The 25,881-nt window shown below is 35.0% G+C and carries 22 protein-coding genes and 5 tRNA genes; 14 read left to right on the top strand and 13 right to left on the bottom strand.

Features of this window, described 5'->3' with window-relative positions; genetic code table 11:
* Positions 1 to 8 precede the first annotated feature (8 nt).
* The 11 genes from BM088_RS24065 to lolB all read right to left on the bottom strand — a co-directional run bounded on the left by BM088_RS24065 (position 9) and on the right by lolB (position 6,062).
* Positions 9 to 93, bottom strand: a tRNA-Leu gene (locus BM088_RS24065).
* 57 nt (positions 94 to 150) lie between these two features.
* Positions 151 to 227: transfer RNA gene (locus BM088_RS24060), tRNA-Met, on the bottom strand.
* A 37-nt stretch (positions 228 to 264) separates the two neighbouring features.
* Positions 265 to 339, bottom strand: a tRNA-Gln gene (locus BM088_RS24055).
* A gap of 28 nt (positions 340 to 367) precedes the next feature.
* A tRNA-Leu gene (locus BM088_RS24050) sits at positions 368 to 452 on the bottom strand.
* Positions 453 to 504: 52 nt separating this feature from the next.
* Positions 505 to 581, bottom strand: a tRNA-Met gene (locus BM088_RS24045).
* A 344-nt stretch (positions 582 to 925) separates the two neighbouring features.
* The gene (ychF, locus tag BM088_RS24040) at positions 926 to 2,017 is read right to left on the bottom strand and encodes a redox-regulated ATPase YchF (RefSeq protein WP_091990926.1); all 1,092 of its coding nucleotides are present in this window, start codon (positions 2,015 to 2,017) and stop codon (positions 926 to 928) included.
* A 96-nt stretch (positions 2,018 to 2,113) separates the two neighbouring features.
* Entirely contained in the window at positions 2,114 to 2,698 is a 585-nt protein-coding gene (gene pth, locus BM088_RS24035) for an aminoacyl-tRNA hydrolase (RefSeq protein WP_091990923.1), read from the bottom strand.
* A 19-nt stretch (positions 2,699 to 2,717) separates the two neighbouring features.
* Positions 2,718 to 3,329 carry a 50S ribosomal protein L25/general stress protein Ctc gene (locus BM088_RS24030; protein WP_091990921.1) on the bottom strand — a complete coding sequence of 204 codons (612 nt, stop codon included), beginning with the start codon at positions 3,327 to 3,329 and terminating at the stop codon, positions 2,718 to 2,720.
* 223 nt (positions 3,330 to 3,552) lie between these two features.
* Positions 3,553 to 4,500: a ribose-phosphate pyrophosphokinase gene (locus BM088_RS24025; protein ID WP_091990918.1), complete on the bottom strand. Its 948-nt coding sequence runs from the start codon at positions 4,498 to 4,500 to the stop codon at positions 3,553 to 3,555.
* Positions 4,501 to 4,596: 96 nt separating this feature from the next.
* A complete protein-coding gene (gene ispE, locus BM088_RS24020; RefSeq protein WP_245763909.1) occupies positions 4,597 to 5,481 on the bottom strand; it encodes a 4-(cytidine 5'-diphospho)-2-C-methyl-D-erythritol kinase in 885 nt (294 codons plus the stop codon).
* Entirely contained in the window at positions 5,463 to 6,062 is a 600-nt protein-coding gene (gene lolB, locus BM088_RS24015) for a lipoprotein insertase outer membrane protein LolB (protein WP_091990913.1), read from the bottom strand. The genes ispE and lolB overlap by 19 nt, the downstream gene beginning before the upstream one ends.
* A gap of 117 nt (positions 6,063 to 6,179) precedes the next feature.
* Here lolB and hemA point away from each other — a divergent pair, with 117 nt between their 5' ends.
* From hemA to kdsA, 9 genes are all read left to right on the top strand, one after another.
* A complete protein-coding gene (gene hemA, locus BM088_RS24010; protein ID WP_091990910.1) occupies positions 6,180 to 7,433 on the top strand; it encodes a glutamyl-tRNA reductase in 1,254 nt (417 codons plus the stop codon).
* Positions 7,434 to 7,464: 31 nt separating this feature from the next.
* Positions 7,465 to 8,550, top strand: a complete 1,086-nt coding sequence (gene prfA, locus BM088_RS24005) for a peptide chain release factor 1 (RefSeq protein ID WP_091990908.1) — start codon at positions 7,465 to 7,467, stop codon at positions 8,548 to 8,550.
* Between the two features lie 2 nt (positions 8,551 to 8,552).
* Positions 8,553 to 9,431: a peptide chain release factor N(5)-glutamine methyltransferase gene (gene prmC / locus BM088_RS24000; protein ID WP_245763908.1), complete on the top strand. Its 879-nt coding sequence runs from the start codon at positions 8,553 to 8,555 to the stop codon at positions 9,429 to 9,431.
* 33 nt (positions 9,432 to 9,464) lie between these two features.
* A complete protein-coding gene (locus tag BM088_RS23995; protein WP_091990904.1) occupies positions 9,465 to 11,015 on the top strand; it encodes a response regulator in 1,551 nt (516 codons plus the stop codon).
* A gap of 25 nt (positions 11,016 to 11,040) precedes the next feature.
* Positions 11,041 to 11,415, top strand: a complete 375-nt coding sequence (locus tag BM088_RS23990) for a SirB2 family protein (protein WP_091990901.1) — start codon at positions 11,041 to 11,043, stop codon at positions 11,413 to 11,415.
* Between the two features lie 691 nt (positions 11,416 to 12,106).
* Positions 12,107 to 12,634, top strand: coding sequence for a hypothetical protein (locus BM088_RS23980; RefSeq protein WP_091990896.1), 528 nt, complete (start codon positions 12,107 to 12,109; stop codon positions 12,632 to 12,634).
* A 314-nt stretch (positions 12,635 to 12,948) separates the two neighbouring features.
* Positions 12,949 to 13,752 carry a tetratricopeptide repeat protein gene (locus BM088_RS23975; RefSeq protein ID WP_091990893.1) on the top strand — a complete coding sequence of 268 codons (804 nt, stop codon included), beginning with the start codon at positions 12,949 to 12,951 and terminating at the stop codon, positions 13,750 to 13,752.
* Positions 13,753 to 13,816: 64 nt separating this feature from the next.
* The gene (locus tag BM088_RS23970) at positions 13,817 to 15,070 is read left to right on the top strand and encodes a DUF819 family protein (RefSeq protein ID WP_091990891.1); all 1,254 of its coding nucleotides are present in this window, start codon (positions 13,817 to 13,819) and stop codon (positions 15,068 to 15,070) included.
* A gap of 10 nt (positions 15,071 to 15,080) precedes the next feature.
* On the top strand, positions 15,081 to 15,926 hold the full coding sequence (gene kdsA, locus BM088_RS23965) for a 3-deoxy-8-phosphooctulonate synthase (protein WP_091990888.1): 846 nt from the start codon (positions 15,081 to 15,083) through the stop codon (positions 15,924 to 15,926).
* 83 nt (positions 15,927 to 16,009) lie between these two features.
* Here kdsA and recN read toward each other — a convergent pair whose 3' ends face one another.
* Complete coding sequence (gene recN / locus BM088_RS23960) at positions 16,010 to 17,680, bottom strand: DNA repair protein RecN (RefSeq protein WP_091990886.1); 1,671 nt, start codon at positions 17,678 to 17,680, stop codon at positions 16,010 to 16,012.
* Between the two features lie 250 nt (positions 17,681 to 17,930).
* On the opposite strand from recN, the gene BM088_RS23955 reads away from it, so the two are divergent.
* From BM088_RS23955 to hemH, 4 genes are all read left to right on the top strand, one after another.
* The gene (locus BM088_RS23955; protein WP_091990883.1) at positions 17,931 to 19,883 is read left to right on the top strand and encodes a RecQ family ATP-dependent DNA helicase; all 1,953 of its coding nucleotides are present in this window, start codon (positions 17,931 to 17,933) and stop codon (positions 19,881 to 19,883) included.
* A gap of 162 nt (positions 19,884 to 20,045) precedes the next feature.
* Positions 20,046 to 21,962 (top strand): molecular chaperone HtpG, encoded by a 1,917-nt coding sequence (gene htpG / locus BM088_RS23950; RefSeq protein WP_091990881.1) that lies wholly within the window; start codon positions 20,046 to 20,048, stop codon positions 21,960 to 21,962.
* 160 nt (positions 21,963 to 22,122) lie between these two features.
* Positions 22,123 to 22,767: an adenylate kinase gene (gene adk / locus BM088_RS23945; protein ID WP_091990878.1), complete on the top strand. Its 645-nt coding sequence runs from the start codon at positions 22,123 to 22,125 to the stop codon at positions 22,765 to 22,767.
* 150 nt (positions 22,768 to 22,917) lie between these two features.
* Positions 22,918 to 23,922 carry a ferrochelatase gene (hemH, locus tag BM088_RS23940; RefSeq protein ID WP_091990875.1) on the top strand — a complete coding sequence of 335 codons (1,005 nt, stop codon included), beginning with the start codon at positions 22,918 to 22,920 and terminating at the stop codon, positions 23,920 to 23,922.
* 64 nt (positions 23,923 to 23,986) lie between these two features.
* On the opposite strand, the gene tpx is transcribed toward hemH, so the two are convergent.
* Positions 23,987 to 24,562: a thiol peroxidase gene (tpx, locus tag BM088_RS23935; RefSeq protein WP_091990873.1), complete on the bottom strand. Its 576-nt coding sequence runs from the start codon at positions 24,560 to 24,562 to the stop codon at positions 23,987 to 23,989.
* 259 nt (positions 24,563 to 24,821) lie between these two features.
* Here tpx and BM088_RS23930 point away from each other — a divergent pair, with 259 nt between their 5' ends.
* Positions 24,822 to 25,829: a response regulator gene (locus BM088_RS23930; RefSeq protein WP_091990870.1), complete on the top strand. Its 1,008-nt coding sequence runs from the start codon at positions 24,822 to 24,824 to the stop codon at positions 25,827 to 25,829.
* Positions 25,830 to 25,881: the final 52 nt, after the last annotated feature.

The raw sequence follows: 25,881 nt of genomic DNA, 5'->3' as shown, positions 1-25,881 counted from the left end.
CGAGAATATGGTGCGGAAAGAGAGACTTGAACTCTCACATCTTGCGATACTGGAACCTAAATCCAGCGCGTCTACCAATTCCGCCACTTCCGCATTCAATATAATATATTGAGGTAGTAATAGTTTTTAAGTTTCTATTAAACTTTAAAATGGTGGCTACTACGGGATTTGAACCTGTGACCCCATCATTATGAGTGATGTGCTCTAACCAGCTGAGCTAAGTAGCCATATTTTATTTTTAATATAATTCACTTTAAATAAAAATGGCTGGGATACCAGGATTTGAACCTGGGAATGCCGAGATCAAAACCCGGTGCCTTACCGCTTGGCGATATCCCAATTATATCAATTTATTTTTAAAACTAAATGGTGCGGAAAGAGAGACTTGAACTCTCACATCTTGCGATACTGGAACCTAAATCCAGCGCGTCTACCAATTCCGCCACTTCCGCGACACCAGTTTCATAAATGAAACTTTTAGTTTTATGCATGCAAAGTTAGTAATGGTGGCTACTACGGGATTTGAACCTGTGACCCCATCATTATGAGTGATGTGCTCTAACCAGCTGAGCTAAGTAGCCTATACATAACCATCTCTGCGGTGCGGGGCGTATTATGCTGATAACCCTTAATTGCGTCAACACCTTTTTATAAAAAAAGTGCCATAGGGCGTTTGTTTGCAGGAAATTTAAACTAACTGATTAAAAAAGAATAGATATGAAGAGTGTGTTCCTAAAATAAACTCAATTTGAATAGGACTGTTTAGAAATAAAAAAATATTTTACAAAATTTATTATTTAACCTTAATTTGGATTGAAAAATAATAGCGAGTTAACTATTTATTAGGGCTAACTTAGGTAATATAAATGAAAAACCCCAGAGAGCTTCTGGGGTTTTTATATTGCTAACAAGTGTTAGAACTTGTCTATACGTTAAATAAGAAGTTCAGAACATCACCATCTTTAACTATGTAGTCTTTACCTTCTTGGCGCATTTTACCTGCTTCTTTTGCTTTATTTTCGCCTTTAAATTCTATGTAATCATCAAAAGCAATTGTTTGAGCACGAATAAAGCCTTTTTCAAAATCAGTATGAATTTTTCCTGCAGCTTGAGGTGCGGTATCACCTTTAGATATAGTCCAAGCACGTACTTCTTTTACGCCTGCGGTAAAATAAGTTTGAAGATTTAATAAATCATAACCACCACGGATCACACGATCTAAACCTGGCTCTTCTAAACCTAAATCAGCCATAAATTCTAATCTGTCTTCATCATCAAGTTCTGATAATTCAGATTCAATTGCTGCACATACAGCAACGACTATCGCGCCTTCAGCTTTAGCAATTGATTTTACTTTATCAAGGTAAGGGTTGTTTTCAAAACCATCTTCACTGACATTAGCAATATACATAGTTGGTTTAATCGTTAAGAAGTTAATATATTCAATTGCAGCATATTCTTCTTTTGTAAGTTCAAGTGAACGTAAAATTAGACCTTCATCTAGATGTGCTTTAACTTTTTCAAGTACAGCTGATTCCACTTTAGCATCTTTATCACCTCCTTTTGCTTTTTTAGCAATACGGAATACTGCACGGTCGGCGCTATCCATATCAGCAAGTACTAACTCAGTATTGATAACATCAATGTCATCTTCAGGTTTTATATCACCTGCAACATGAACGATATTATCATCTTGGAAACAACGAACAACATGGCCGATTGCATCTGTTTCACGGATATTAGCTAAAAATTTATTGCCTAGTCCTTCACCTTGAGATGCCCCTTTAACTAAGCCTGCAATGTCTACAAATTCCATCGTAGTTGGTAATATTTTTTGAGGTTGAACAATCTCTGCTAATTGATCAAGACGTGAATCTGGGACAGGTACTACACCTGTATTTGGTTCAATCGTACAAAATGGAAAGTTAGCAGCTTCGATGCCAGCTTTTGTTAACGCGTTGAAGAGTGTTGATTTACCAACATTAGGCAAACCGACGATGCCACATTTAAAACCCATTTTAGGATACCTTATATTTTGACTATGAAACCAATATGTTTATTTTACTCGTAATGCTTATGAGGTTTTAGAACTCTAGAGAAAAATGCAACAATTTTATGGTTTAAAAGAGTGTAATCTGTTTTGTGCTTTTAACACACCATCTTTTGCTAAAATCTCTAAGCATCGAACAGCTTCATCAATTGCTGCATCCATCATTTCTTGCTCTGACTTAGGCGCCTTTCCAAGAACCCAACCTGTGACTTGTTCTCTATGCCCTGGATGACCAATACCAATACGTAGTCTCATGAAATCTTTTTTATTCGCCATTTTGCTTATGATATCTTTTAGACCATTATGTCCACCATGACCACCGCCTTTTTTTAATTTGGCAATACCTGGTTCTAAATCTAATTCATCGTGGGCAACTAAAATATTTTCAACGGGAATTTTAAAGAAATTAGCTAAACTACCAACTGATTTCCCACTTAAATTCATAAAAGTAGTAGGGATCAATAGTTTAAATTCTTGGTTTTGAATTATCACTTTACCAATTAGGCCGTGATATTTAGGATCATGCTTTAATGTACAATTATAGCGATGTGCAATCTGCTCAATAAACCAAGCACCTGCATTGTGACGTGTTTTAGCGTATTCGGGGCCTGGATTTGCCAGGCCCACAAGCATTTGAATTGAATTCAAGGATAATTACCTTAAATTACTATTCAGCTGCTGATTCTTCTTCTTCAGTATCTTCAGCTTTTGCTTTAGGTACTTTGATGTTAGCTACAGCAAGGTCATGGCCTTTAACTAACTCAACTGAAGAAACGCCTTCAGGAAGTTTAACGTCAGAAATATGAAGAGTAGTACCTGCTTCTAAAGTAGAAACATCAATTTCTACAAATTCTGGTAAATCAGCTGGTAAACAGCTAACTTCAATTTCAGTTGCTTGGTGTAATACTGTAGCACCCGTTTTAGAAATTGCTTCTTCACCAGTGAAGTGAATTGGTAATTTAGTATGGATCTTATGAGTAGCATCAACACGTTGGAAATCTAAGTGAGTTACAACAGGTTTGAACGGATGACGTTGCATATCTTTTAAGATTGCTTGAACAGATTCGCCAGCAATGTTTAAAGTTAGAATATGCGTGTAGAAACCTTCGTTCTCTTGCGCTTTGATCACTGATTTGTGCTCTAAAGATAAAGATACTGCTTCTTTGTCAATTCCGTAAAGGATAGCTGGAACTTTATCTTCTTTACGTAGGCGGCGGCTCGCACTCGTACCTAAGTTAGAACGTACTTCAGCATCTAATGTATAGATTTCGTTAGACATTATTGTCTCCAATATATTTTTAATTTATGTTTAAACTCTTCGCGACCAAAGAGTCCACCTAAAAAAGGCGCGTAACTATAACATCAGCTATGTTGAAAGGATATAAATTTAGTGAATAAAATAAAGTTTAGCGCTTTTATGGGTCATACAGAACAGAAAAAAAATGGAGGCGTTAAAATAAGCGCTGCAATTGCATTACGCAGCGCTTAAGTCGTAACTAAAACTACTGATCAAACATCGCTGAAATAGATTCTTCGTTACTAATACGACGAATTGTTTCTGCTAACATATCAGAAAGAGTTAATACTGTAATTTTGTCAATTGCTTTAAGTTCATCTGTAAGCGGAACAGAATCAGTCACAATCACTTCATCAATAACAGAGTTTCTAATGTTTTCGGCTGCGTTACCCGACAAGATAGGATGAGTTGCATAAGCAAAAACACGTTTAGCGCCATGTTCTTTTAATGCTTCAGCTGCTTTACATAATGTACCACCGGTATCAATCATATCATCAACAATGATACAATCACGACCAGATACATCACCTATAATATGCATTACTTGAGATACGTTTGCTTTAGGGCGACGTTTATCAATAATAGCAAGATCGGCATCATCTAATAGTTTGGCAACGGCACGTGCACGAACAACACCACCTATATCAGGTGATACAACAACAACATCTTCAAATGACTTTTCTTTCATGTTTTCTAATAGTACGGGAGTACCAAAAACATTATCAACAGGTACATCGAAGAAACCTTGAATTTGTTCTGCGTGTAAGTCAACTGTTAAAACACGGTCAACTCCTACACTAGATAAAAAGTCGGCGACAACTTTTGCAGTGATCGGTACACGGGCAGAGCGTACTCGTCTGTCTTGACGAGAATAACCAAAATATGGAATAACTGCTGTAATACGACCGGCAGAAGCACGACGAAGTGCATCAACCATGACGATTAATTCCATTAAGTTATCATTAGTAGGAGTACAAGTAGATTGAATGATAAATACATCTGATCCACGTACATTTTCATTGATTTGAACTGCGATTTCACCGTCACTAAAACGACCTACTTCCGCTTGTCCCATCTCAATATATAAACGTTTGGCAACTTTGTGAGCTAACTCAGGTGTTGCATTACCGGCGAAGAGCTTCATGTCTGGCACAGTAGATTTCCTCAGGCACTGACTATTAGGTTTACCGAATATACCTTTATATTTAAGTTGAAACTTTCATATAAAGCTACAAAACGGTCGGGTATGTTACATTTTTTTTGTGCTGATCTGCTTATGTAATGGCGAGACCATAGCACTTTTGGCTATAAAACCTTGCCAGCAATCAGGCAAAGCATTCAGGACATGTTGTGCTTGAGCTTTGGTTTCAAAACTTGAAAAACAGCATGCACCTGTGCCTGTCATTTTAGACGGAGCGTATTTTAACAACCACTGGAGGGTTTTATCAACCTCGGGATAGTATTTTTTAACCAAATCTTCGCAATCATTTCTAACTGGGAATGATTGCCAATCAGTTTTTAGTTTTGGAGTATTACGTGGAAGGTCCGGGTGACTGAATATTTTAGCTGTACTTATATGTACATTAGGATGCAAAACTAAATACCATTTTTCTTTTAAGTTTATAGGTTTTAATTCTTCTCCTACACCTTGTGCAATAGAGGCTTCTCCTTTGATGAATACAGGTACGTCAGCTCCTAGTTTTATACCTATATTACAAAGTTGTGTAATAGAAAGGTTTGTTTGCCAAAGTTGATTTAAAACTAAGAGGGTCGTTGCGGCATCAGATGACCCACCACCAACGCCACCACCCATGGGCAAGTTTTTTTCTAAATAAATATCTGCACCTAACTGACACTTTGTTGCTTTTTGTAAAGCCTTCGCAGCTTTGATGACTAAGTTATCATCATTAGGGATCTCATTAGTATTGCTTAAAAGTGTCACTTGGGTATTTTTGGTTACATTAAATGTGAGCTTATCCCCATAATTTAAAAATATAAATAAAGTTTCTAACTCATGATAACCATCTGATCTACGTGCATTAATATGTAGAAATAAATTTAATTTTGCTGGCGCAATAAATGAAGTAATGTGTTTTGAAGGTTTTATTTCATTTATCATTGTGTTATCTGCCATGAATGTATCTGCATTTTTATTTTAAGGTCTCTGTTAACTAAACTCATTTTCCTAGGTAACCAAAAGCCATCAGTTTGTGCATATTGGTTATATGTTACATGCCAAAATTCGCCTTTGTTATCTTGAATGCGGGCGGACTGCACTCTATCTAAATCATCGAATTTAATATTGTTACTTTTAGGGCGTCCTTTTAACCAGCTTGGAGCATCACTTACCGGAAAAGAGATGTTTGTTAAACGATTTAGCATATTTTGTGCGCTAGTATCAAAATATGTTTTTCCATCGTAATCTAATTGAGCTTTATTTTTTTCTTGGCTTACAGACAATATCTGGGTGCCAATAAAAGTGGTTAATTTTAGTTTAAAATTAGGGGTATGTTTGTCACCATTATTTTTCCAAGTGAAATTAGCTGATTGCCTTTCATTTGTATTTATAAAAGCAATTTTACCATTAGCTTTCCAAGTATTTTGTTTGTTTATTCGGGACTTCCAATCAGAGTATATGCCTTTATCATCGGTGATTTGTTGTGCACAACCTGAAATAAATAAAAAAACTATGAGCAAAATCAAATATAATCGCATCTATTTTCTTTCCTTCCTTTCCTTATTCGAATGATTTTCGTAAAATTCGGTTCTTCTTAGTTTTGTTTTGCTCTTATTATGAGTTTAATTATAAGTATTGTTTAATAGGTCTTTTTTATGAGTCTGGTTGTATTAGGTATAAATCACAAAACAGCATCTGTAGATTTACGTGAAAAAGTCGCCTTTTCTGTAGAGCAACATGAAAATGCTCTAAAGCAAATGCTTAATTCTTCAGTGTTTTTAGAGACCGTTATTGTTTCAACCTGTAATAGAACTGAAGTCTATTGTATCCTTGAAGAGAATAATCCCCAAATATTATTATCTTGGTTAGCGCATTTTCATAAGTTAACAGAAACAGAGCTAAGTCAACATACATATTGTTATACCGATACCCAAGCTATTTCACATGTAATGCGCGTTGCATGTGGGTTAGATTCACTTGTGTTAGGTGAACCGCAGATACTTGGTCAGATAAAACAGGCTTATCAAACCTCTAAAAGTCTATCTTGTGTTGGTGTATTACTTGAACGTTTATTTCAAAAAACATTTTCTGTGGCTAAACAAGTACGAACAGAAACGGATATAGGTGCAAGTGCTGTATCTGTTGCATATGCTGCTGTTAGTTTGGCCAAGCATATTTATGGTAAATTAGATAAAATTAAGGTGTTATTAATTGGCGCAGGTGAGACAATAGAGCTAGTTGCCCGACATTTACAACAAAATGGTTGTGTTAATATGACTGTCGCAAATCGTACTGTCTCAAAAGCGCAAGTTGTTGCTGCTGAATTTAATGCTAATGTAGTATCATTAGCGCAAGTACCTGAGCAGTTGATCCAATCGGATATTGTGATAAGTTCTACAGCAAGTACTTTACCAATAATAGGTAAGGGGGTTGTTGAGCAGGCGTTAAAAGCACGCCGCTATAAACCTATGTTGTTTGTTGATATTGCTGTGCCAAGAGATATTGAAAGTCAGGTTGGTGAACTTGATGATGCTTATTTGTATACAGTTGATGATTTACAAGCCATTGTGAACCAAAATGTACAAAGTAGGCTTAAAGCTGCTGAAGAAGCAGAAGCAATTATTGTTTTGAAGGTTGCCGAATTTGAAGTCTGGCTAAAATCTTTAGATGCAGTTGATTTAATTCGGGTTTATCGTCAACAAGTTGATGAAATAAAAAATGAATTAATAGAGCGTGCAACAGCACAGCTTAGTGCAGGTAAACCTGCTGAAAAAGTTATTTTGGAATTGGCTAATAAATTAAGTAACCGTTTAATGCATGCTCCAACGCGTTCAATTAAACAAGCAGCTGAATCTGGCGAACTTGCTCAATTAGTACAATTAAAAAATGTTTTAGGTATAGATGAGTGATCATCAATAAAAGAATAGGTAGTTAAAATAAATGAAAGAATCGGTTTATCATAAGTTAGAAACAATCGAAGAGCGTTATGAAGAGGTACAAGCACTATTAAGTGATCCTTCGGTGATCAGTGATCAAAATCGTTTTCGTGAACTATCTAAAGAATATTCTGAATTAGAGGATGTTGTACAAACATTTACTTCTTTTAAAGAAGCACAAGACGACGTTTCAACCGCTGAAGAAATGCTTAAAGACTCAGACCCTGATATGCGCGAAATGGCACAGGAAGAGTTTAAAGAAGCAAAAGCACAAGTAGCAAAATGTGAAGACGAGCTACAAGTTTTAATGCTCCCTAAAGATCCAAAAGATAAAAATAATGTATTTTTAGAAGTAAGAGCGGGTACTGGTGGGGATGAAGCCGCTATCTTTGCTGGTGATTTATTTCGTATGTATAGCCGTTATGCAGAAGCACAAAAATGGAAGTTAGAAGTGGTTACTACAAATGAAGGTGACCATGGCGGCTTTAAAGAAATTATAGCGCATATAACGGGTGATGATGTATACGGAAAACTCAAGTTTGAATCAGGCGCGCATCGTGTACAGCGTGTTCCAGAAACTGAATCTCAAGGGCGTGTACATACTTCAGCCTGTACAGTTGCTGTTATGGCTGAAATTCCAGAAGCCGAAGCAATCGAAATAAAATCATCAGACCTTAAAATTGATACTTTTCGTGCATCAGGTGCAGGTGGTCAGCACGTTAATAAAACGGATTCAGCGATTCGTTTAACTCATATACCAACTGGTGTGGTGGTAGAATGTCAAGATCAACGTTCTCAACATAAAAATAGAGCTCAGGCTATGTCTGTTTTAGGTGCGCGTTTGCAACAAGCTGAAGATGAAAAGCGCCAAGCAGCAGAAGCGTCTGAACGTCGAAACTTGGTTGGTACCGGCGATCGTTCTGATCGTATCCGTACTTATAATTACTCTCAAGGTCGAGTTAGCGATCATAGAATTAATTTAACTTTGTATAAATTAAATGAAATTATGGCCGGTGATTTAGGAGCTGTAATTGATCCATTAATGTTAGAAAATCAAGCTGATTTACTTGCGTCTATGGGTGACCAGTAATTGTGATAGATAGTATTATAACGATTGAAAAGGCGTTGGCTGCTGCAGCCAACGCCTTTTTAGCTTTACCAGAAGATAAAAAGTCAGACACGGCCAAATTAGACGCAGAAGTCTTGTTATTGGCCTGTATTGATCAAACGCGTACTTATTTATATACCTGGCCAGAAAAGCAATTATCACACAAACAGCACAAGCAATTTTTAAATATGGTTGAGCGGAGAAAACGAGGTGAACCAGTTGCACATATCGTTGGTTTTAGAGAATTTTGGAGCTTACCTTTAGAAGTTAATGCACAAACTTTGATCCCGCGTCCTGATACAGAAACTTTAGTTGAACAAGTGCTTGCATTAGAGATCACAGGTAATATTTCATTACTCGACTTGGGGACTGGTACTGGCGCAATTGCATTAGCCATAGCCAGTGAGTATGCTCATTGGAAAATTACAGGGTGTGATAAAGTTGGAGCCGCAGTTACACTTGCAAAGCGTAATCAAAAAAGGCTTAATGAAAATTCACGATTTGATAATGTGCATTTTTTACAAAGTGACTGGTTTGATGCTTTTGAATCACAAAAGTTTGATGTTATTGTGAGTAATCCACCATATATCGAGCCAGATGATCCTCACTTAAATCAAGGAGATGTTTGTTTTGAACCTTTGAGTGCTTTGATTGCACAAGATAATGGCTTAGCAGATCTTAAGCATATAATTAGTGAAGCTAGAAAATATTTAAATCAAAACGGCATGATTTTATTGGAGCATGGTTATAATCAATCTGAACAAGTAAGTGATTTTTTGTACAAAATGTCTTATAAAGGTATTAAGACCTTCACTGATCTATCGGGAAATGATCGAATAACTGTAGCGCAGTGGCAAGAATAGTCAAAATAAGTATGTATTTTAAGGGAGTATCAAATGACAGAAGACTTTTTATTTTCTGAAGAGCCTGAAGAGGAATTAGAAGCTGTTGAACATGGTACTTGGAAACTTATCATCGTTGATGATGAGTCTGAAGTACATGCTGTAACTAAGTTGGCATTAAGTGACTTTAAGTTCCAAGATAAAAGCCTAGAATTTTTGAGTGCTTACTCTGGTAAAGAAGCAAAAGAGTTGATTGCAAAACACCCTGACGTTGCAATTGTTTTACTCGATGTTGTTATGGAAACAGATGACGCGGGTCTTAAAGTTGCTCAGTTTATCAGAGAGGAAGCTAAAAATAATCATGCCAGAATTATTTTAAGAACGGGGCAACCAGGACAAGCACCAGAAAGGCAAGTTATTGTAAATTATGATATTAATGACTATAAATCAAAAACAGAATTAACAGCACAAAAACTATTTACTGTTGTGATGTCAAGTTTGCGTTCATATCGCGATATTTTATCGATTGAACAGTCTAGACAGGGTCTTGAAAAAATAATAATTGCTTCACGAGATATTTTTACAGCACACTCAATGGAAAATTTTATTGAAGGTGTTATACAGCAATTAACTTCAATTATTGGCACTGTTGATGAGGCTATGTATGCAACAACTTTAGTTGCGAGTAACCCTGCTGAAAATGGCAATGAAAATAAATTAGTGGTTTTTTCGGGGCAAGGGGAGTTCGAAGAGTCTGCTGGAAAGCTACTTGAAGATGTACTGACTGGTGAACAGTTAAAAGCTTGTCTGCAGTCGTTAAAAGATAAAAGCATTGTATATCGAGATGATTACCTTTTTGCATATTGTTCAAGTGAGTGTAATCATAATTCTATGTTGTATATCTCGGGGGTTCCAAAAAATCTAACACCTTCTCATAAACATTTAATTGAAATCTTTGCTCAAAACGTACAAGTTGCCTATGAAAATATTCAGCTTCAATCGGAAGTTGAAGATACGCAGCGTGAAATTGTATATAGATTAGGTGAAGCGGTAGAGCAACGCTCTAGTGAAACGGGGAATCATGTTAAACGTGTTGCACATATTGCCTGCAAATTAGCATCTTTATATGGAATGTCAGAAGTTGAGTCTGAAATTTTAAAGCATGCCGCACCACTACATGATGTTGGTAAAATCGGCATTCCAGATACAATAATTCACAAACCCAAAGGACTTGATAGTGATGAATGGGATTTAATGAAATCTCACTCTGAAAATGGCCATAATATATTGAAAGATTCAAAACGTTCAATAATTAAGGCTGGCGCGATACTTGCGCGTGATCATCATGAGAAATGGGACGGCTCTGGTTATCCTCGAGGAACTAAAGGCGAAGATATTCATATTTATGGTAGAATCGTAGCTTTAGCCGATGTTTATGATTCATTAAGACATAAACGTTGCTACAAAGAAGCATGGAATTTGGAGCAAACAGTTTGTGAAATAAAAAATCAAAAAGGTCTGCATTTTGAACCTAAACTGGTTGATTTGTTTATAAGCAATATTGATACGTTTGAAAATATTCTTTTAGTTAATCAAGACGGTTAAAATACTTTAGGAGAAAAAGAAATAAATGAGTTACCTGGCAGTAAAACATATGCACTTAACATTTGTTGTTCTGAGCATCGTATTATTTTATTTACGTGCAATATCTAGACTAAATAACTGGCAATTAGCAAAAAATAAAATTTTATTTATAAGCAGTCATGTGGGAGATACTTTATTATTATTAAGTGCTTTCTCATTAATATACATGGCTGGGCTCAACCCAATGGAACAACCTTGGTTATTAGAAAAAATAGCTCTTGTTATAGTTTATATAGGTTTAGGTTTTATACTTTTGAAACAAAAAGAAAAGCCAAAGCAGTTTTTTATTTTAATAATATCAACTATCAGTTTACTTCTTATAGGCTATTTAGCTGGAACTAAAAATTCATTTTTGTTGTAATTAATTTTAGTTGTAGGTATCAAGCTGAAACATGGTGGCCGATGTTTTCAGCTTTTTTATAACTAAGCATTTCAAGTTAAAACAGGTTAGATATTCAATAATATCGTCAGAAGATACTGAATGAATATAAATCGACGCGTTATCTAAGAAGTCTCTTAAATTTTCAAAAAGTATATTACAGCCACAAAGCATATGATTTTACTCGCACTACGGCTAAATTAAAAAGCGTTACATGCATTTATTGCATGTAATGCTAAATGTGCTCAATTAAAATCCTATTGACTCAAGTAAATTACGCATTAATGCAATTTTAAAAGTCTTATACTCCTTGCTTGACTCTACTTAACAATTCCGCTTAGAATGCGCACAGGTTGCAGAGACACCTGTCCGCTAAAGATGAATTCACTCTGAGTTAAAAAATTTGAACAGTTCGATATGAACTAAGTAGGCTTTGCGGAATGCCACGATTACTTAGAGGTATTTGAATTGTGACTCACCTTACAAAAAATCAGGCTATGCCTGATATTCCAAAAAAACATCCATTAATTAATAATATTTACAAATTGATTTTCCGTATGATTTTTTCAGCCACAAAGATCACCGTATTTATATTATTACTTACTTTTATACAGCTACTTTATACTTTTCAAAAAGTAGAATTTATGTGTAACTTTTCCATCGGAGGATCATTATGAATTTAGCAATAAATGAATTAAAAATCCAAGCAAAGAAAATGCTAAAAGCGATCAAAGTAGGTGGAAGTTTAATAGATAAGCAGCAACGACAATTAAAAACTTTTAATCTTGATTTCACGCAAGAAATAAAATTAAAACATTGTCATTTTATTATTGCCACAAAATATGGATTTGATAGTTGGCAACATGCTCAGCAAGTATTATCGGGCAGTGCAGTAACCAAAGTTACCATGAATATGGGTATCTTATTTCATTCTTCTCGATGTGACGCTTTGATTAATTTGTGGTTTGCTAGTTATGAAGAAGCATACATTGCATTAGCAGTTGATCAACAAAACCGCTGGTTAATTCCGTATAAACAACAATACATAGTTGTTAATAAGGAATATCTTAAAATACTGGGAATAGGTGAAGGTTTTGATGAACAATGGCACAACATCAATCATGATCTTGTTAAGGGGTACAACAGCGAAAGTTGGGATACATTGGCTACGGCGGTACTTGAAAATTCAGGCTTTAGATAAAATTTTCTGAAAATGCCCATCATTTTCAGTTCCAACAAAGCGGTTAATTAAACCGCTATGTTATACCTGCTTACTTTATAGCTTTTCATTTTAGTATCCCGGTATTTGCGCTGTTATCTTTATATTTTTTGTTGAGCATTTTAATATAAAGGTAATACGTATAGCCTTGTTTTTTAATCAAAAGAATGTTGTTTTCAGCAAAGTTGCTTATGTATATATTCTTTTTAGTCAGTTAATTAACTTTTACTAATGAAATTGACCTAAAACATGGGTAGACTATAGGCCTTTTGAGATTTTATAGAGTTGTACAGGTATTGAAGTCAGATATCTGGTTTGACGATCATGAACAAGATTATGATCAATTAGAACCCATTCACGCCTGCTTAAAAGCAGAATTAAAATGGCTTGCAGTAGCTGACGTTATGGAATATTTAGATATATTGCAAAACCTTGCAACTGAAGCTAAAAATATAACAAAAATTTGCAAGAATACACATGAAGGGCTTGATGCCCTCATTGACGATTTTTATGGAAAATGGACTTTTAGTGGCACAAGTCAAAGGATAGAAGAAAGTCGATTAAATAGTTTATCCTATGCTTTAAGTTATCGAACTGGAAGTGATCTTCCATTAGCTTTGATTCTGACACATGTATTACAAAAGTCTGATTTTAATGCATGCATTGTTGTATTTGAAACTTGCCTGATGGTACTTGTTAAAATGAGTGAAGGAGAAGGTTATTTAATTGACCCTGCTTCAGGACAACAGTCATGGTATTTAAAAGCTGAAAACTTATCGGAAGAAGAAAACCCTGATGCTTTTCAAGTTATACCGAATGATGGTCTATATAAGTTATTCTTAGCGCATCAAAAGTGGGCTTTTATTTCTGAAAATAAAAATTATCAAGCGCTTAATTGTATTGAGTTATTAATTGATATTACAGGTGATGATCCATATGAACGTAGAGATCGAGGTTACCTTTTAAGAAATATTAATTGCTCCGAAATGGCAAGGGAAGATTTAGAATACTTTATAAATGAATGTCCTGATGATCCTGCTATTGAGTTGATTCAGCATCAACTTGAAGAGTTAGAACATAATATCAATACGATTCATTAAAATATGAAAGGGCCATTAACCTTTAGTGGTTCTAACATTCAATATTTAAATAGAAGGAAATACAATGGCTGACACACATTCAGCATTGATCACGAATGATGCGGTTGTTCTTGGTTTATTAGCAATTATTTTAGGGTTTATTTTTAAAACATCGAGTAGCCAAAATTCATTTTGGGTAAAGTTTTATAAATATGTACCTGCATTATTATTATGTTACTTTCTTCCGTCATTATTGAATACATTTGGTATTGTTGATGGACACAGCTCTAACGTTTATTACGTTGCATCACGATTCTTATTACCAGCCTGTTTAATTTTATTGACAATCAGTATTGATTTAAAAGCAATTTTGAATTTAGGGCCTAAAGCCTTAATAATGTTTTTAACTGGTACTTTAGGCATTGTAATCGGTGGACCTATCGCGATATTAGTGATGAGTGCGATAAGCCCTGAAATTGTAGGTGGACATGGTCCTGATGCCGTATGGCGTGGTATGACAACAGTTGCAGGTAGCTGGATTGGTGGTGGTGCAAATCAAGCTTCAATGAAAGAAATGTTTGAAGTCGGTGGTGATATATTTTCAGTTATGGTCACAGTCGATGTGATCGTTGCAAATATGTGGATGGCCGTTTTATTATTAATGGCTGCTAACCATAAAAAAATTGATGCAAAAACAGGTGCTGATACTTCAGCAATTGAGGACTTAAAAAACCGTGTTCAAAAATATCATGCGGAACATGCACGAATGCCGACATTAAATGATTATATGACAATCATTGCTATTGCTTTTGGTATTACCGGTCTTGCACATTTCGCTGCAGATATTTTAGGTCCGTACTTTGGTAATAACTTTGCTTGGGCAAGTGAATACAGTTTAAATAGTAAGTTTTTCTGGCTAATTGTGATTTCTACTACGATAGGAATTAGCCTGTCATTTACTAAAGTGCGTCATATAGAAGCATTTGGTGCATCAAAGGTCGCTTCAAGCTTTTTATATATTTTGGTTGCATCAATTGGTTTACATATGAATGTAACTGCTATGTTTGATAACCCTGGCTTATTCGTAGTTGGTGGTATTTGGATGTTGATCCATGCAAGTTTAATGTTAATCGTTGCAAAATTAATAAAAGCCCCGTTATTTTATATGGCCGTTGGATCACAAGCTAATGTTGGTGGGGCTGCGTCTGCACCTGTTGTTGCAGCTGCATTTCATCCTTCTCTTGCTCCAGTTGGTGTATTATTGGCAGTGCTAGGTTATGGCGTTGGAACTTATATGGCCTATATTTGTGGGCTTATGATGCAAGCTGTTGCACCTTAAAGGATAAAAAATGAATACTAATATAATAAAAGTTCACTCTGTTGAAGTCGCAAATGATAAACCGTTTGTTTTATTTGGTGGTATGAATGTATTAGAGTCTCGTGATTTAGCAATGAAGATTGCAGAACATTATGTAACTGTTACGCAAAAACTAGGGATCCCTTTCGTTTTTAAAGCGTCATTTGATAAAGCTAACCGCTCATCAATTAATTCTTATCGTGGACCAGGTTTAGAAGAAGGTTTAAAAATATTTGAAGAAATCAAGTCGACTTTTAATGTACCATTAATCACCGACGTGCATGAACCTTCACAAGCATCAGTCGTTGCAGATGTGGTTGATATTATACAGCTACCAGCATTTTTAGCTCGTCAAACAGATCTTGTTATTGCTATGGCTAAAACCGATGCAGTTATCAACATAAAGAAACCACAATTTCTCGCACCGCATGAAATGCGTCATATCATTACAAAATTCAATGATGCGGGAAATGACAAAATTATTTTATGTGAACGCGGTTCTAGCTTTGGTTACAATAATTTAGTTGTTGATATGCTAGGTATGGATGATATGAAACAACAAGCACCTGTTATATTTGATGCAACACATGCTTTACAACGTCCAGGAGGTAGAAGTGATTCTGCAGATGGACGTCGTGCTCAAGCTACTGAGCTTGCTAGAAGCGGAATGGCTTTAGGACTTGCTGGTTTATTCATTGAAGCACACCCTGAGCCAGCTAAAGCAAAGTGTGATGGTCCTTGTGCATTACCTTTAGCTAAACTTGAGGCTTACCTAACGCAAATGAAAGCAGTCGACGATTTAGTTAAAAGTTTTGAACCATTAAATACTGCCGGATAGTGTGTATGTAAGCAGGTTAGTTTATTTGTTTTCAGAATATAAAAGGAGCTTAACGGCTCCTTTTTTGTGGGTTTTTAAACATTTTAAAGATGGGAATTTAATAATTCCTTTGCGTTTGTAAGTGTTGCTTTACTGATATTTGTACCACCTAATAAACGTGCTATCTCATCTGTTCGACCTTTTTTATCAAGGGCTAACATTTGTGTTGATGTTTGTATTCCATCAGTATGTTTGGCAACAAAAAACTGCTGATGGCCAGAACTTGCAACTTGTGGTAGGTGGGTAACGCAAATGACTTGTGTAGATTTTCCTAATTTACGTAATAATTCTCCCACTGCAGCTGCTGTTGGTCCTGAAATACCTACATCTACCTCATCAAATATTAGAGTGGGCGTTGTTACTTTCCCTGCTATGATCACTTGAATTGCTAAGCTTATTCTCGACAGTTCTCCACCAGAGGCGACTTTTGCTAAAGGTTGAAGTGGCTGCCCGGGATTTGTTGAAACTAAGAATTCGACACTATCAGACCCAAATTTGTTTGGCGTTATATCTGGTTGATAAACCAGGGAAATTTCAAAAAGACCATGCTCCATAGATAAATGTTGCATGCTTGCGCTTATCAATTGGTTTAAATTAGTGGCGGCAGTAACCCTACTTGCACTTAATGACTTTGATGCCATATGATAAAGCACTAAAGCCTCAGTGATTAACTGTTCAAGTTGGGATAATCGAGCATTATTAGTTGATATGTTATCAAGTTTTTTTATTAATTCTTGGTGTAATTGATATAGTTGTTCAGGCTGAATTTGATGTTTTCTTGCAAGCGTTAAAGCTTGACTCATGCGCTCTTCAACTTCGATTAACCGTATTGGATCACACTCTATATGGGCTTGATAATCTTTTATCTCGTTTGTGGCTTCTTCTATTTGTATGCTAGCTTCGTATAATAATTCAGAAATAGGTGTTAGTGCGTTATCAATGGCTGCCAGTTCAGATAATTGGCTTGCACTACTTTGTACTAAATTAAAAGCATTAGTACCATCTTGTTCAAATAGGTTTTGTATTTGTTGCTGACAGGCATCCAATAAAGTTTGACTATGGCTTAATTTATTCAGCTCTATTTCTATTTGTTCAAACTCACCTTTAGTTAATGAAAATTCATCTAACTCCTGCACTTGATATTGCAGTAATTGTTGTTGTGCTTCTTGGTGAACTTGTTCTTCGGAAAGTTTTTGAAATTCTCTTTTTAGTTCCTGGTAATCTTTAAAGGTTTGTTTTACATGTGATTGCAATTTTGTATGGCCTGCATATTCATCAAGTAAATGCAGTTGATGTTCAGGCTTAGTAAGTAATTGATGGGCATGTTGCCCGTGAATTGAGATTAAGTATTGACCTAAACATTTTAATTGACTTGCTGTAACAGCAATTCCATTTATGTAACCTTTACTTCTACCATTATTGTTGATTGAACGACGAATAAGGCATTCACCATCGCTTAACAAATCATTGTTAGCTAAAAATTCCTGAGCTTTAGGTAAGTTATGTATATCAAACTGAGCGCTTACTTGGGCTCGTTCACTGCCAGGGCGAACAGCAGAAGCTTCTGAACGTTCACCTAAACATAAAGATAAAGCATCAATTGCAATTGATTTACCAGCGCCGGTTTCACCAGTAATCGTTGTCATTCCGGGGCCCCATTCGGCATTGAGTTTATCTACAATTGCAAAATTTTCGATTTCAAGAGAAATTAACATGCTGTTTATCCATACAGTAACTATACTGGTAATTTATACAGTGAATGATATTTTTGCAAGTAAAGTATGAAAATTATTTTAGCTAACTATTTAATGAAAGAAATAAAAGATAAAATATCTGCATAAAGTAACTTGTTCAAAATATTATAAATCGTTATTTGTTGTGAATAAATTTTTTAGTAACGGATAATAAAAGAAATGCTTCAATTGAAAGTTACTATTTTAGAGTCAAAAAATAAAGGGTTAGAAAGTGGGTATTGATCTTCATTTATCATTAAAGCAATGGTTCGGTTTTGATTCATTTCGTTCAGGACAACATCAAACAATTGCACAATTGTTAGAGGGGTATTCTTCCTTAGCAATATTTCCAACGGGTTCAGGTAAATCTTTGTGTTATCAATTATCGGCAATACATTTGCCCCACTTAACATTAGTTGTTTCACCTTTATTGGCTTTAATGAAAGATCAATTAGCGTTTTTATCTAAAAAAGGAATTAAAGCGGCGAGCATTGATTCCACCCTAACCCCAGAACAAAATAAACAAGTCATGGCTGATGTACGAAGTGGTGATACAAAAATTTTAATGGTGTCGGTTGAGCGTTTTAAAAATGAACGTTTTAGACAGTTTATCGAATCTGTTTCAGTCTCTATGTTAGTGGTAGATGAAGCACATTGTATTTCAGAATGGGGCCATAATTTTAGGCCTGATTATTTGAAACTACCAACGTATCGTCAAGAATTGAATATTCCATTAGTTTTACTATTAACTGCAACAGCTACAAAAAAAGTTAAACATGATATGGCTGAACGCTTTAATATTATGCGCAATCATGTTGTGCAAACGGGTTTTTATCGCGCGAACTTAGATTTAGCAGTATTGCCTGTAAATGAAAAAGATAAAAAAGAACAATTGTTGCATCTAGTACAAGAACAATCTGGTTCAGGCATCGTATACGTGACTTTACAACAAAGTGCAGAACAAGTTGCTGAATATTTAAAAATGAATAATATAAATGCAGCAGCATATCATGCTGGATTTGAAAATGATCGCAGAGTTGAAATTCAGAATGATTTTATGAATGATAAAACGCAAGTGGTTGTGGCGACAATCGCATTTGGTATGGGGATAGATAAATCAAATATTCGTTTTGTTATTCATTATGATTTACCCAAATCAATTGAAAATTACTCCCAAGAAATCGGCCGTGCAGGGCGTGATGGTCTAGCATCTTATTGTGTTACTTTAGCAAACTTAGATGGCATTAATACGGTAGAAAATTTTGTTTTTGGTGATACTCCGGAGCAAGCAGGTATTGAATATATTATTAATAATATCAAGCAGGAATTGCATTTTAATCAATGGGAATTGCAAATTACGGGATTATCAAATGCAAGTAATGTGAAACAGTTACCATTAAAAACATTGTTAGTTCAGCTAGAGTTATTAGGCGTTATAAAACCTTTGTATGCATATTTTGCGGATTTTAAGTTTAAATTTTTACAATCAAAGGAAACGATTCTTTCTAATTTTACACTTGAACGTCAAATTTTTTTATCAGCTATCTTTTCTCATACTCAGTTCAAAAAAATCTGGGGTAATTTAAATTTTGACAGCTTGTTTCAAGAGTATGGTTACGATAGGAATCGTGTTGTATCTGCACTTGACTATTTAGCTGAAAAAGAATTGATAGAACTTGAAACTAAGCGGATCACTGAAGTATTTAATGTTGATGTTAGCTTGCTTAATGATCCTAAACTTGCAACAGGTTTATATCTGTATTATATCGATAAAGAGCAAAAGGAAGTGAAACGAATTGCAACATTAATACGGTTTTTCGAACTTAAACATTGTTTAAGCCGCAATCTTGGTTTGTATTTTGATGATGCAGCTACACCAGAACATTGTGGTCATTGCAGTGTTTGCCGGGGAAAAGTTGCTAAGCTTAGGCATTCAATAAAACCTCAATGGCCAAGTGACTCTTTAATTGTTGATTCACTTACTGTATTGAAGAAACATTTAGCAGCAGCTAAAAATGGTATAAAAGAATCGGAAATAACTTCAGGAATCTACTGCCGTTTTTTAACTGGGATCAGTGTCCCATTATTTGCTCGTAATAAAGTGAAAAAACTGAATGGTTTTGCTTGCTGTGAAAATCTAAGGTACGGAGAAGTTCTCCAAAAAATAAAAAAGCTTGGTTTTTAATTATATATTTTATTTAAACTGCACTTGAAAAAAACCTATGACCCACCATATAAAACAGTAACATTTATTAAATAAACTAAATGTACCAAATTTACGCCAATTGAATTATTTCAATACATATATTCAGTTGGCTCAAGCACCAAATATGCGGAGTTATAACAAGTGACTACAGAAACAAATAAAGAAAACCATGCGTTTGGCACAGATGCAAAACAAATTTTAAATTTAATGATTCACTCTTTATATTCAAATAAAGAAATCTTTTTACGTGAACTTATTTCTAATTCATCAGATGCTGCAGACAAATTACGATTTTTAGCACTTTCTGATGGAAACTTGTATCAAGGTGATGCAGAACTAAAATTAAAAATTAGTACTGATGAAAAAGCAGGCACTGTGACTATATCTGATAATGGTATAGGCATGAATCGTGATGAAGTGATTAGTTCGCTTGGTACAATTGCAAAATCAGGCACAGCTGAATTTTTTGAAAATTTATCTGGTGATCAAGCAAAAGATTCTCAACTAATAGGTCAGTTTGGTGTTGGTTTTTATTCTGCATTTATTGTTGCTGATGCCGTGACTGTTCGTACACGCAAAGCCGGTGAAGATAAAGCTGTTGAGTGGTACTCAAAAGGCGAAGGCGAATACACGATAGCTGAAATTGAAAAAGAAACACGTGGTACCGAAATTACACTTCATTTAAAAGATGAAGAAAAGGAATTTTTAGAAGATGTTCGTCTACGTAGCATAGTAACAAAGTACGCAGATCATATTTCAATTCCGGTACAAATGTTTAAAGAAGAAGTACCTGAATCTGAAGGTCCTGATGGTGAAAAAGTTGCTGCGGTTCCAGCAGAGTGGGAAACTATCAACAAGGCAACGGCGCTTTGGACGCTGGATAAATCAGAAATAGAAGAAGCAGAATATAAAGAGTTTTACAAGCATGTAAGTCATGATTGGGAAGAGCCTCTAGCATGGTCTCATAATAAAGTTGAAGGTAAGTCTGAATATACAAGCTTACTGTATATCCCTAAAAAAGCACCATTTGATTTATGGAATCGTGACCATAAAAGTGGCTTAAAATTATATGTTCAACGTGTATTCATTATGGATGATGCTGAACAATTTATGCCAAGTTACTTACGTTTTGTAAAAGGCTTACTGGATTCTAATGATTTACCATTGAATGTATCTCGCGAAATTTTGCAAGATAATAAAGTAACGCAAGCTATTCGTAAGGGTTGTACTTCTCGTATCCTTAAAATGCTAGATCGTATGGGCAAAAACAAAGCAGAAGATTATCAAGTATTCTGGAATGAGTTTGGTCAGGTGATCAAAGAAGGTCCGGCAGAAGACGCAGCTAATAAAGATGCTATTGCTAAGCTTTTACGTTTTGCTTCAACAGAAAATAATGAGTCAACTCAAAGTGTTTCATTAGCTGATTACGTATCACGTATGAAAGAAGGCCAAGAAAAGATTTATTATGTTGTAGCTGATAACTTTGCAGCAGCAAAAAGTTCTCCACATTTAGAAATCTTCCGTAAGAAAGGCATTGAAGTATTATTAATGTCAGATCGTGTTGATGAATGGATGATGAGCCATTTAACTGAGTTTGACTCTAAACAACTTATGTCAATTACACGTGGTGACTTAGATTTAGGTGACTTGGATGATGATGAAAGTAAAAAAGAGCAAGAAAGCTCTGAAAAAGAAGTTGAAGGTTTAGTTGAACGCATTAAAACAGTATTAGGTGATAAAGTTAAAGAAGTGCGTTTTACGCATCGCTTAACTGATTCTCCAGCTTGTGTTGTATCAGATGAAAATGATATGAGTTCTCAAATGGCTAAGTTAATGGAAGCGGTAGGTCAAGGTGCGCCAGAAGCGAAACCTGTCTTTGAGTTAAACCCTGAACACCAATTAGTAAAACATCTAAATGATGAGCAAGACGAAGATAAATTCGCACAGTGGTCTGAGGTATTATTAGATCAGGCATTATTAGCTGAACGCGGTACTTTAAAAGATCCGGCTGGGTTTGTAAGTCGTTTGAATAAGCTAATGCTAGATTTAAGCAAATAGACTTAATTTAGGTTTAAAATGTAGTTAATTAAAAGGAAGCTCAGGCTTCCTTTTTTGTTTTCTACAACTTTTGGCGAATTTATTTCAAAGTTTCTTGAGTATGCTTAGCGCTTATGGAAGAATTCGCTTCGAACTTTAATTTCAAACAAAGGCAATAAATATGCGCATTATTCTTTTAGGTGCACCAGGTGCAGGTAAAGGTACTCAAGCTCAATTCCTAATGAACAAGTATGGTATTCCACAGATCTCGACAGGTGATATGTTACGTGCGGCGATCAAAGAAGGCACTGAAATGGGTCTTGCAGCTAAAAAAGTAATGGATGCAGGCCAACTTGTTTCTGATGAAATTATCATTGGATTAGTTAAAGAGCGTATCGCAAAACCAGATTGTGAAACTGGCTTTTTATTAGATGGTTTCCCTCGCACTATTCCTCAAGCTGATGCTATGAAAGAAAATGGTGTTAACGTTGATAACGTGATTGAATTTGATGTTGCTGATGAAGTTATTGTTGAGCGTATGGGTGGGCGTCGTGTACATCCCGCTTCTGGCCGTGTTTACCATGTGGTATATAATCCACCTGCAGTTGAAGGTAAAGATAACGAAACAGGTGATGATTTAATTATTCGTGAAGATGATGTGGCTGAGACGGTTCGTAAACGTTTAGGTATTTACCATGATCAAACAAAACCATTAGTTGAATATTATCAAGCGGAAGCTAAATCTGGAAATACACAATATAATAAATTTGATGGTACGCAGGCTGTTGAAGCTGTGAGTGCACAACTTGCTGAATTATTAGGCTAGACTATTTTAAACATGTATCTTGACGTGGCCTAGATACATCAAGTTATTTACCTTAGATTGATCAGTATCATTGCATAATTGATGAATATCTAATAAATTTAAAACCCACAATTTTTGTGGGTTTTTTATATCCAACTTAAAAGAAATATAATGAAATTATCTTTAACAAAGAATCCTTCTAAATATGGCGTTTTATTGGTTAATTTAGGTACACCTGATGAACCAAGTCCAAAAGCAGTAAAAAAATATTTAAAAGCATTTTTGTCTGATACTCGGGTTGTTGAAATCCCACCTTTTATTTGGTATTTCATCTTAAATGGTGCGGTGCTCCCACTAAGATGTAAGAAAGTTGCTAAGGCCTATGCCTCTATATGGACAGAGCAAGGCTCACCATTAAGAGTGATTGGTGAGCAACAAGTTGAATCGTTAAAGCATTTAATTAATGAACAGCATAGTGTAGGCTTAACTATTGAGTTAGCTATGACATATGGTGAACCATCTATCAGTTCTAAGTTAGATTTTATGCGTCAAAAAGGTATTGAAAATATACTTATATTACCTCTATATCCGCAATATTCAGCAACAACAACAGCAGCAGTATTTGATAAATTAAATCAGGCTTTCTCTAAAGTAAGAAATTTACCACAGGTTAGGTTTATTAAAGATTATTATCAAAATCCACTTTATATTACAGCCTTATCTAATTCAATAAAAGATTTTTGGCAGCAAAAAAGCAAAGCCGATAAATTAATATTTTCTTTTCATGGTTTACCAAAATCATGTATTGAAAAGGGTGATCCATACTTCGAGCATTGCGAGTATACAGCGAAGGAAACAGCCAAAGTATTAAAGTTAACCGATGACGAATGGATGATGACTTTCCAATCTCGTTTTGGTAAACAAGAGTGGCTTCAACCTTATACAGATAAAACATTAGAGAAATTACCAAGCCAAGGGATTAAGTCTGTTCAGTTAATTTGTCCTGCATTCTCTGCTGATTGTTTGGAAACGTTAGAAGAAATATCTATTGAAAATAGAGATGTTTTTATTGAAGCTGGTGGTCAAATCTTTGATTATATTCCTGCTTTAAATAATCGAGTTGACCATATCCAAGTTTTTGAAGATATTTTAATTAAAAACCTAAATAATTGGTAATTAGATTGAATATTAATGAAAACTGAAATAAGTTTGCGGGCATTCTAAACCCGCTTTAAATTCATTACAGCTTTTTTATTGCAGCCGTCACCGAAATATAATCGGGCTCTTGTGATAAACTTGGTACTAATTGTTTATAAACAATTTCATGCTCTTTATTTAACAATAAAACTGTGCGAGTAAGTAAGCCCATATTCTCAATCATTAAGCCATAATTTTTACCAAAATCATGCCAAACAGAATCAGACAAAGTAATGACTTTATTTATATTCTCAGCGGTGCAGAAACGCTTTTGTGCAAAAGGTAAATCTGCACTGATCGTTAACATCACAAGTTCAGGGTATTCTATAGCAAGTTTTTCATTAAAAAATTTGGTTTGTAAACTACAGACACCTGTATCTAAACTTGGCACAACGCTTATTAATAAATTCTTATTTAGAAAATCAGTTAGCTGAACAGGATTAAATTTATCATCAACAACTTTAAAGTTGGGTGCTTTTTGTCCTAGTTTGACTGGTGAGCCTAATAAAACGATGGGTTTATCACCAGCCATCACTTTTCCAGCATCAAATGTATTTATATTGGCAGCGCTAGAGAAACTAAAAAGAGTGATGGTTAAATATAAAAGTATTCGTAACATAAATTTTCCGAGTGTTTATTTGATATTTACTAATTGTATTTATTTAAGCGTTACAATGTAATGGGAATATGAATAAAAGCATTTTTTATTTTATGAAAGAAATTATATAAATGTAACATTGAACTGCTAACATGCTAATCTAATAGTTTAATATTAAATCGTGTTTACATATCTGCTATGCTAAAGTTACTAAAAGAAGTTTGTAGCTTTATAGTTTTATCTTCTAAAATTAATAAAATAAATCAATAAGAGAATGTGTATGGCCACTCCTATTTTAATATGTGATGACTCCAGACTTGCTCGCCGTCAGTTAGCGCGTTCTTTACCTGATGATTGGGATATTCAAATAGAGTACGCTGAACATGGCGTTCATTGTATAGAACAGATAAAAAAAATTAAACCTGAAATATTGTTTCTTGATCTGAATATGCCACAAATGGACGGTTATGAAGTCTTACAGGCAATTGAAGAGCAAAACTTAGAAGTTTTAACTGTTGTTGTATCTGGTGATATTCAACCAACAGCCCATGCACGTGTGATGGAGTTAGGCGCAATTGATTTTATTAAAAAGCCTTGTTCGGCAGAAAAGCTTGATGAGATTATAGAAAAACATGGTATTAAAGATAAAGCGATTCGAGAGCGTTTAGCACATAAATTAGGCGAACAGCTTGAGCCTGAAATTCGTGATATTTATCAAGAGTTAACCAATGTTGCTATGGGGCAAGCTGGTGATTTGTTAGCGCGTTTACTTAATGTATTTGTAAAACTACCAATTCCTAATGTGAATGTTTTAGAAGTCAGTGAATTGAATATGGCATTACAGTCTATTGATTTAAATGAAAGTACATCGGGTGTTTGCCAAGGTTTTATTGGCGGTGGGGTATCTGGTGAAGCTTTAATATTATTAAATGATTCTAGCTTTAAAGAAATTGCATCTCTCATGAGTTATGAAGGAGAAGTTAACGAAAAAGTTGAATTAGAACTTTTAATGGATATTTCTAATATTTTAATTGGATCCGTTTTATCTGGGCTGTCAAAACAACTCGATATGCCATTTAGCCAAGGTCATCCTGTTGTTATGGGTCAGCACTGTGATGTTGCAGAATTAGTTCATACTAATAAATCTCGATGGCAGCGTACGTTAGCGATTGAAGTGAGTTATGGCGTTGAAGATCATGATGTAAATTTTGATTTAATGTTGTTATTCACTGAAGACTCTTTAAAAACTCTAAAATATAAAGTGGAATATTTATTGGATGATTATTGATTTATATTATGCCTGCTGCCGATTTTGGATTAATGAAATTAAGTAGGTACAT

The sequence above is a fragment of the Pseudoalteromonas denitrificans DSM 6059 genome, from assembly GCF_900112265.1.
Taxonomy (GTDB): Bacteria; Pseudomonadota; Gammaproteobacteria; order Enterobacterales; family Alteromonadaceae; genus Pseudoalteromonas; species Pseudoalteromonas denitrificans.
Note: the sequence above shows the minus strand (reverse complement) of the source record. Positions and strands in the feature narration are given on the sequence as shown.

What these genes read in the sequence shown, in the direction of transcription:
- kdsA (WP_091990888.1), top strand. Translation starts at nt 15,081, where the DNA reads ATGAATACTAATATAATAAAAGTTCACTCTGTTGAAGTCGCAAATGAT.
- BM088_RS23980 (WP_091990896.1), top strand. Translation starts at nt 12,107, where the DNA reads ATGAATTTAGCAATAAATGAATTAAAAATCCAAGCAAAGAAAATGCTA.
- hemA (WP_091990910.1), top strand. Translation starts at nt 6,180, where the DNA reads ATGAGTCTGGTTGTATTAGGTATAAATCACAAAACAGCATCTGTAGAT.
- recN (WP_091990886.1), bottom strand. Translation starts at nt 17,680, where the DNA reads ATGTTAATTTCTCTTGAAATCGAAAATTTTGCAATTGTAGATAAACTC.
- BM088_RS24030 (WP_091990921.1), bottom strand. Translation starts at nt 3,329, where the DNA reads ATGTCTAACGAAATCTATACATTAGATGCTGAAGTACGTTCTAACTTA.
- BM088_RS23990 (WP_091990901.1), top strand. Translation starts at nt 11,041, where the DNA reads ATGAGTTACCTGGCAGTAAAACATATGCACTTAACATTTGTTGTTCTG.
- hemH (WP_091990875.1), top strand. Translation starts at nt 22,918, where the DNA reads ATGAAATTATCTTTAACAAAGAATCCTTCTAAATATGGCGTTTTATTG.
- ychF (WP_091990926.1), bottom strand. Translation starts at nt 2,017, where the DNA reads ATGGGTTTTAAATGTGGCATCGTCGGTTTGCCTAATGTTGGTAAATCA.
- ispE (WP_245763909.1), bottom strand. Translation starts at nt 5,481, where the DNA reads ATGGCAGATAACACAATGATAAATGAAATAAAACCTTCAAAACACATT.
- prfA (WP_091990908.1), top strand. Translation starts at nt 7,465, where the DNA reads ATGAAAGAATCGGTTTATCATAAGTTAGAAACAATCGAAGAGCGTTAT.
- lolB (WP_091990913.1), bottom strand. Translation starts at nt 6,062, where the DNA reads ATGCGATTATATTTGATTTTGCTCATAGTTTTTTTATTTATTTCAGGT.
- BM088_RS23995 (WP_091990904.1), top strand. Translation starts at nt 9,465, where the DNA reads ATGACAGAAGACTTTTTATTTTCTGAAGAGCCTGAAGAGGAATTAGAA.
- BM088_RS23970 (WP_091990891.1), top strand. Translation starts at nt 13,817, where the DNA reads ATGGCTGACACACATTCAGCATTGATCACGAATGATGCGGTTGTTCTT.
- tpx (WP_091990873.1), bottom strand. Translation starts at nt 24,562, where the DNA reads ATGTTACGAATACTTTTATATTTAACCATCACTCTTTTTAGTTTCTCT.
- adk (WP_091990878.1), top strand. Translation starts at nt 22,123, where the DNA reads ATGCGCATTATTCTTTTAGGTGCACCAGGTGCAGGTAAAGGTACTCAA.
- BM088_RS23930 (WP_091990870.1), top strand. Translation starts at nt 24,822, where the DNA reads ATGGCCACTCCTATTTTAATATGTGATGACTCCAGACTTGCTCGCCGT.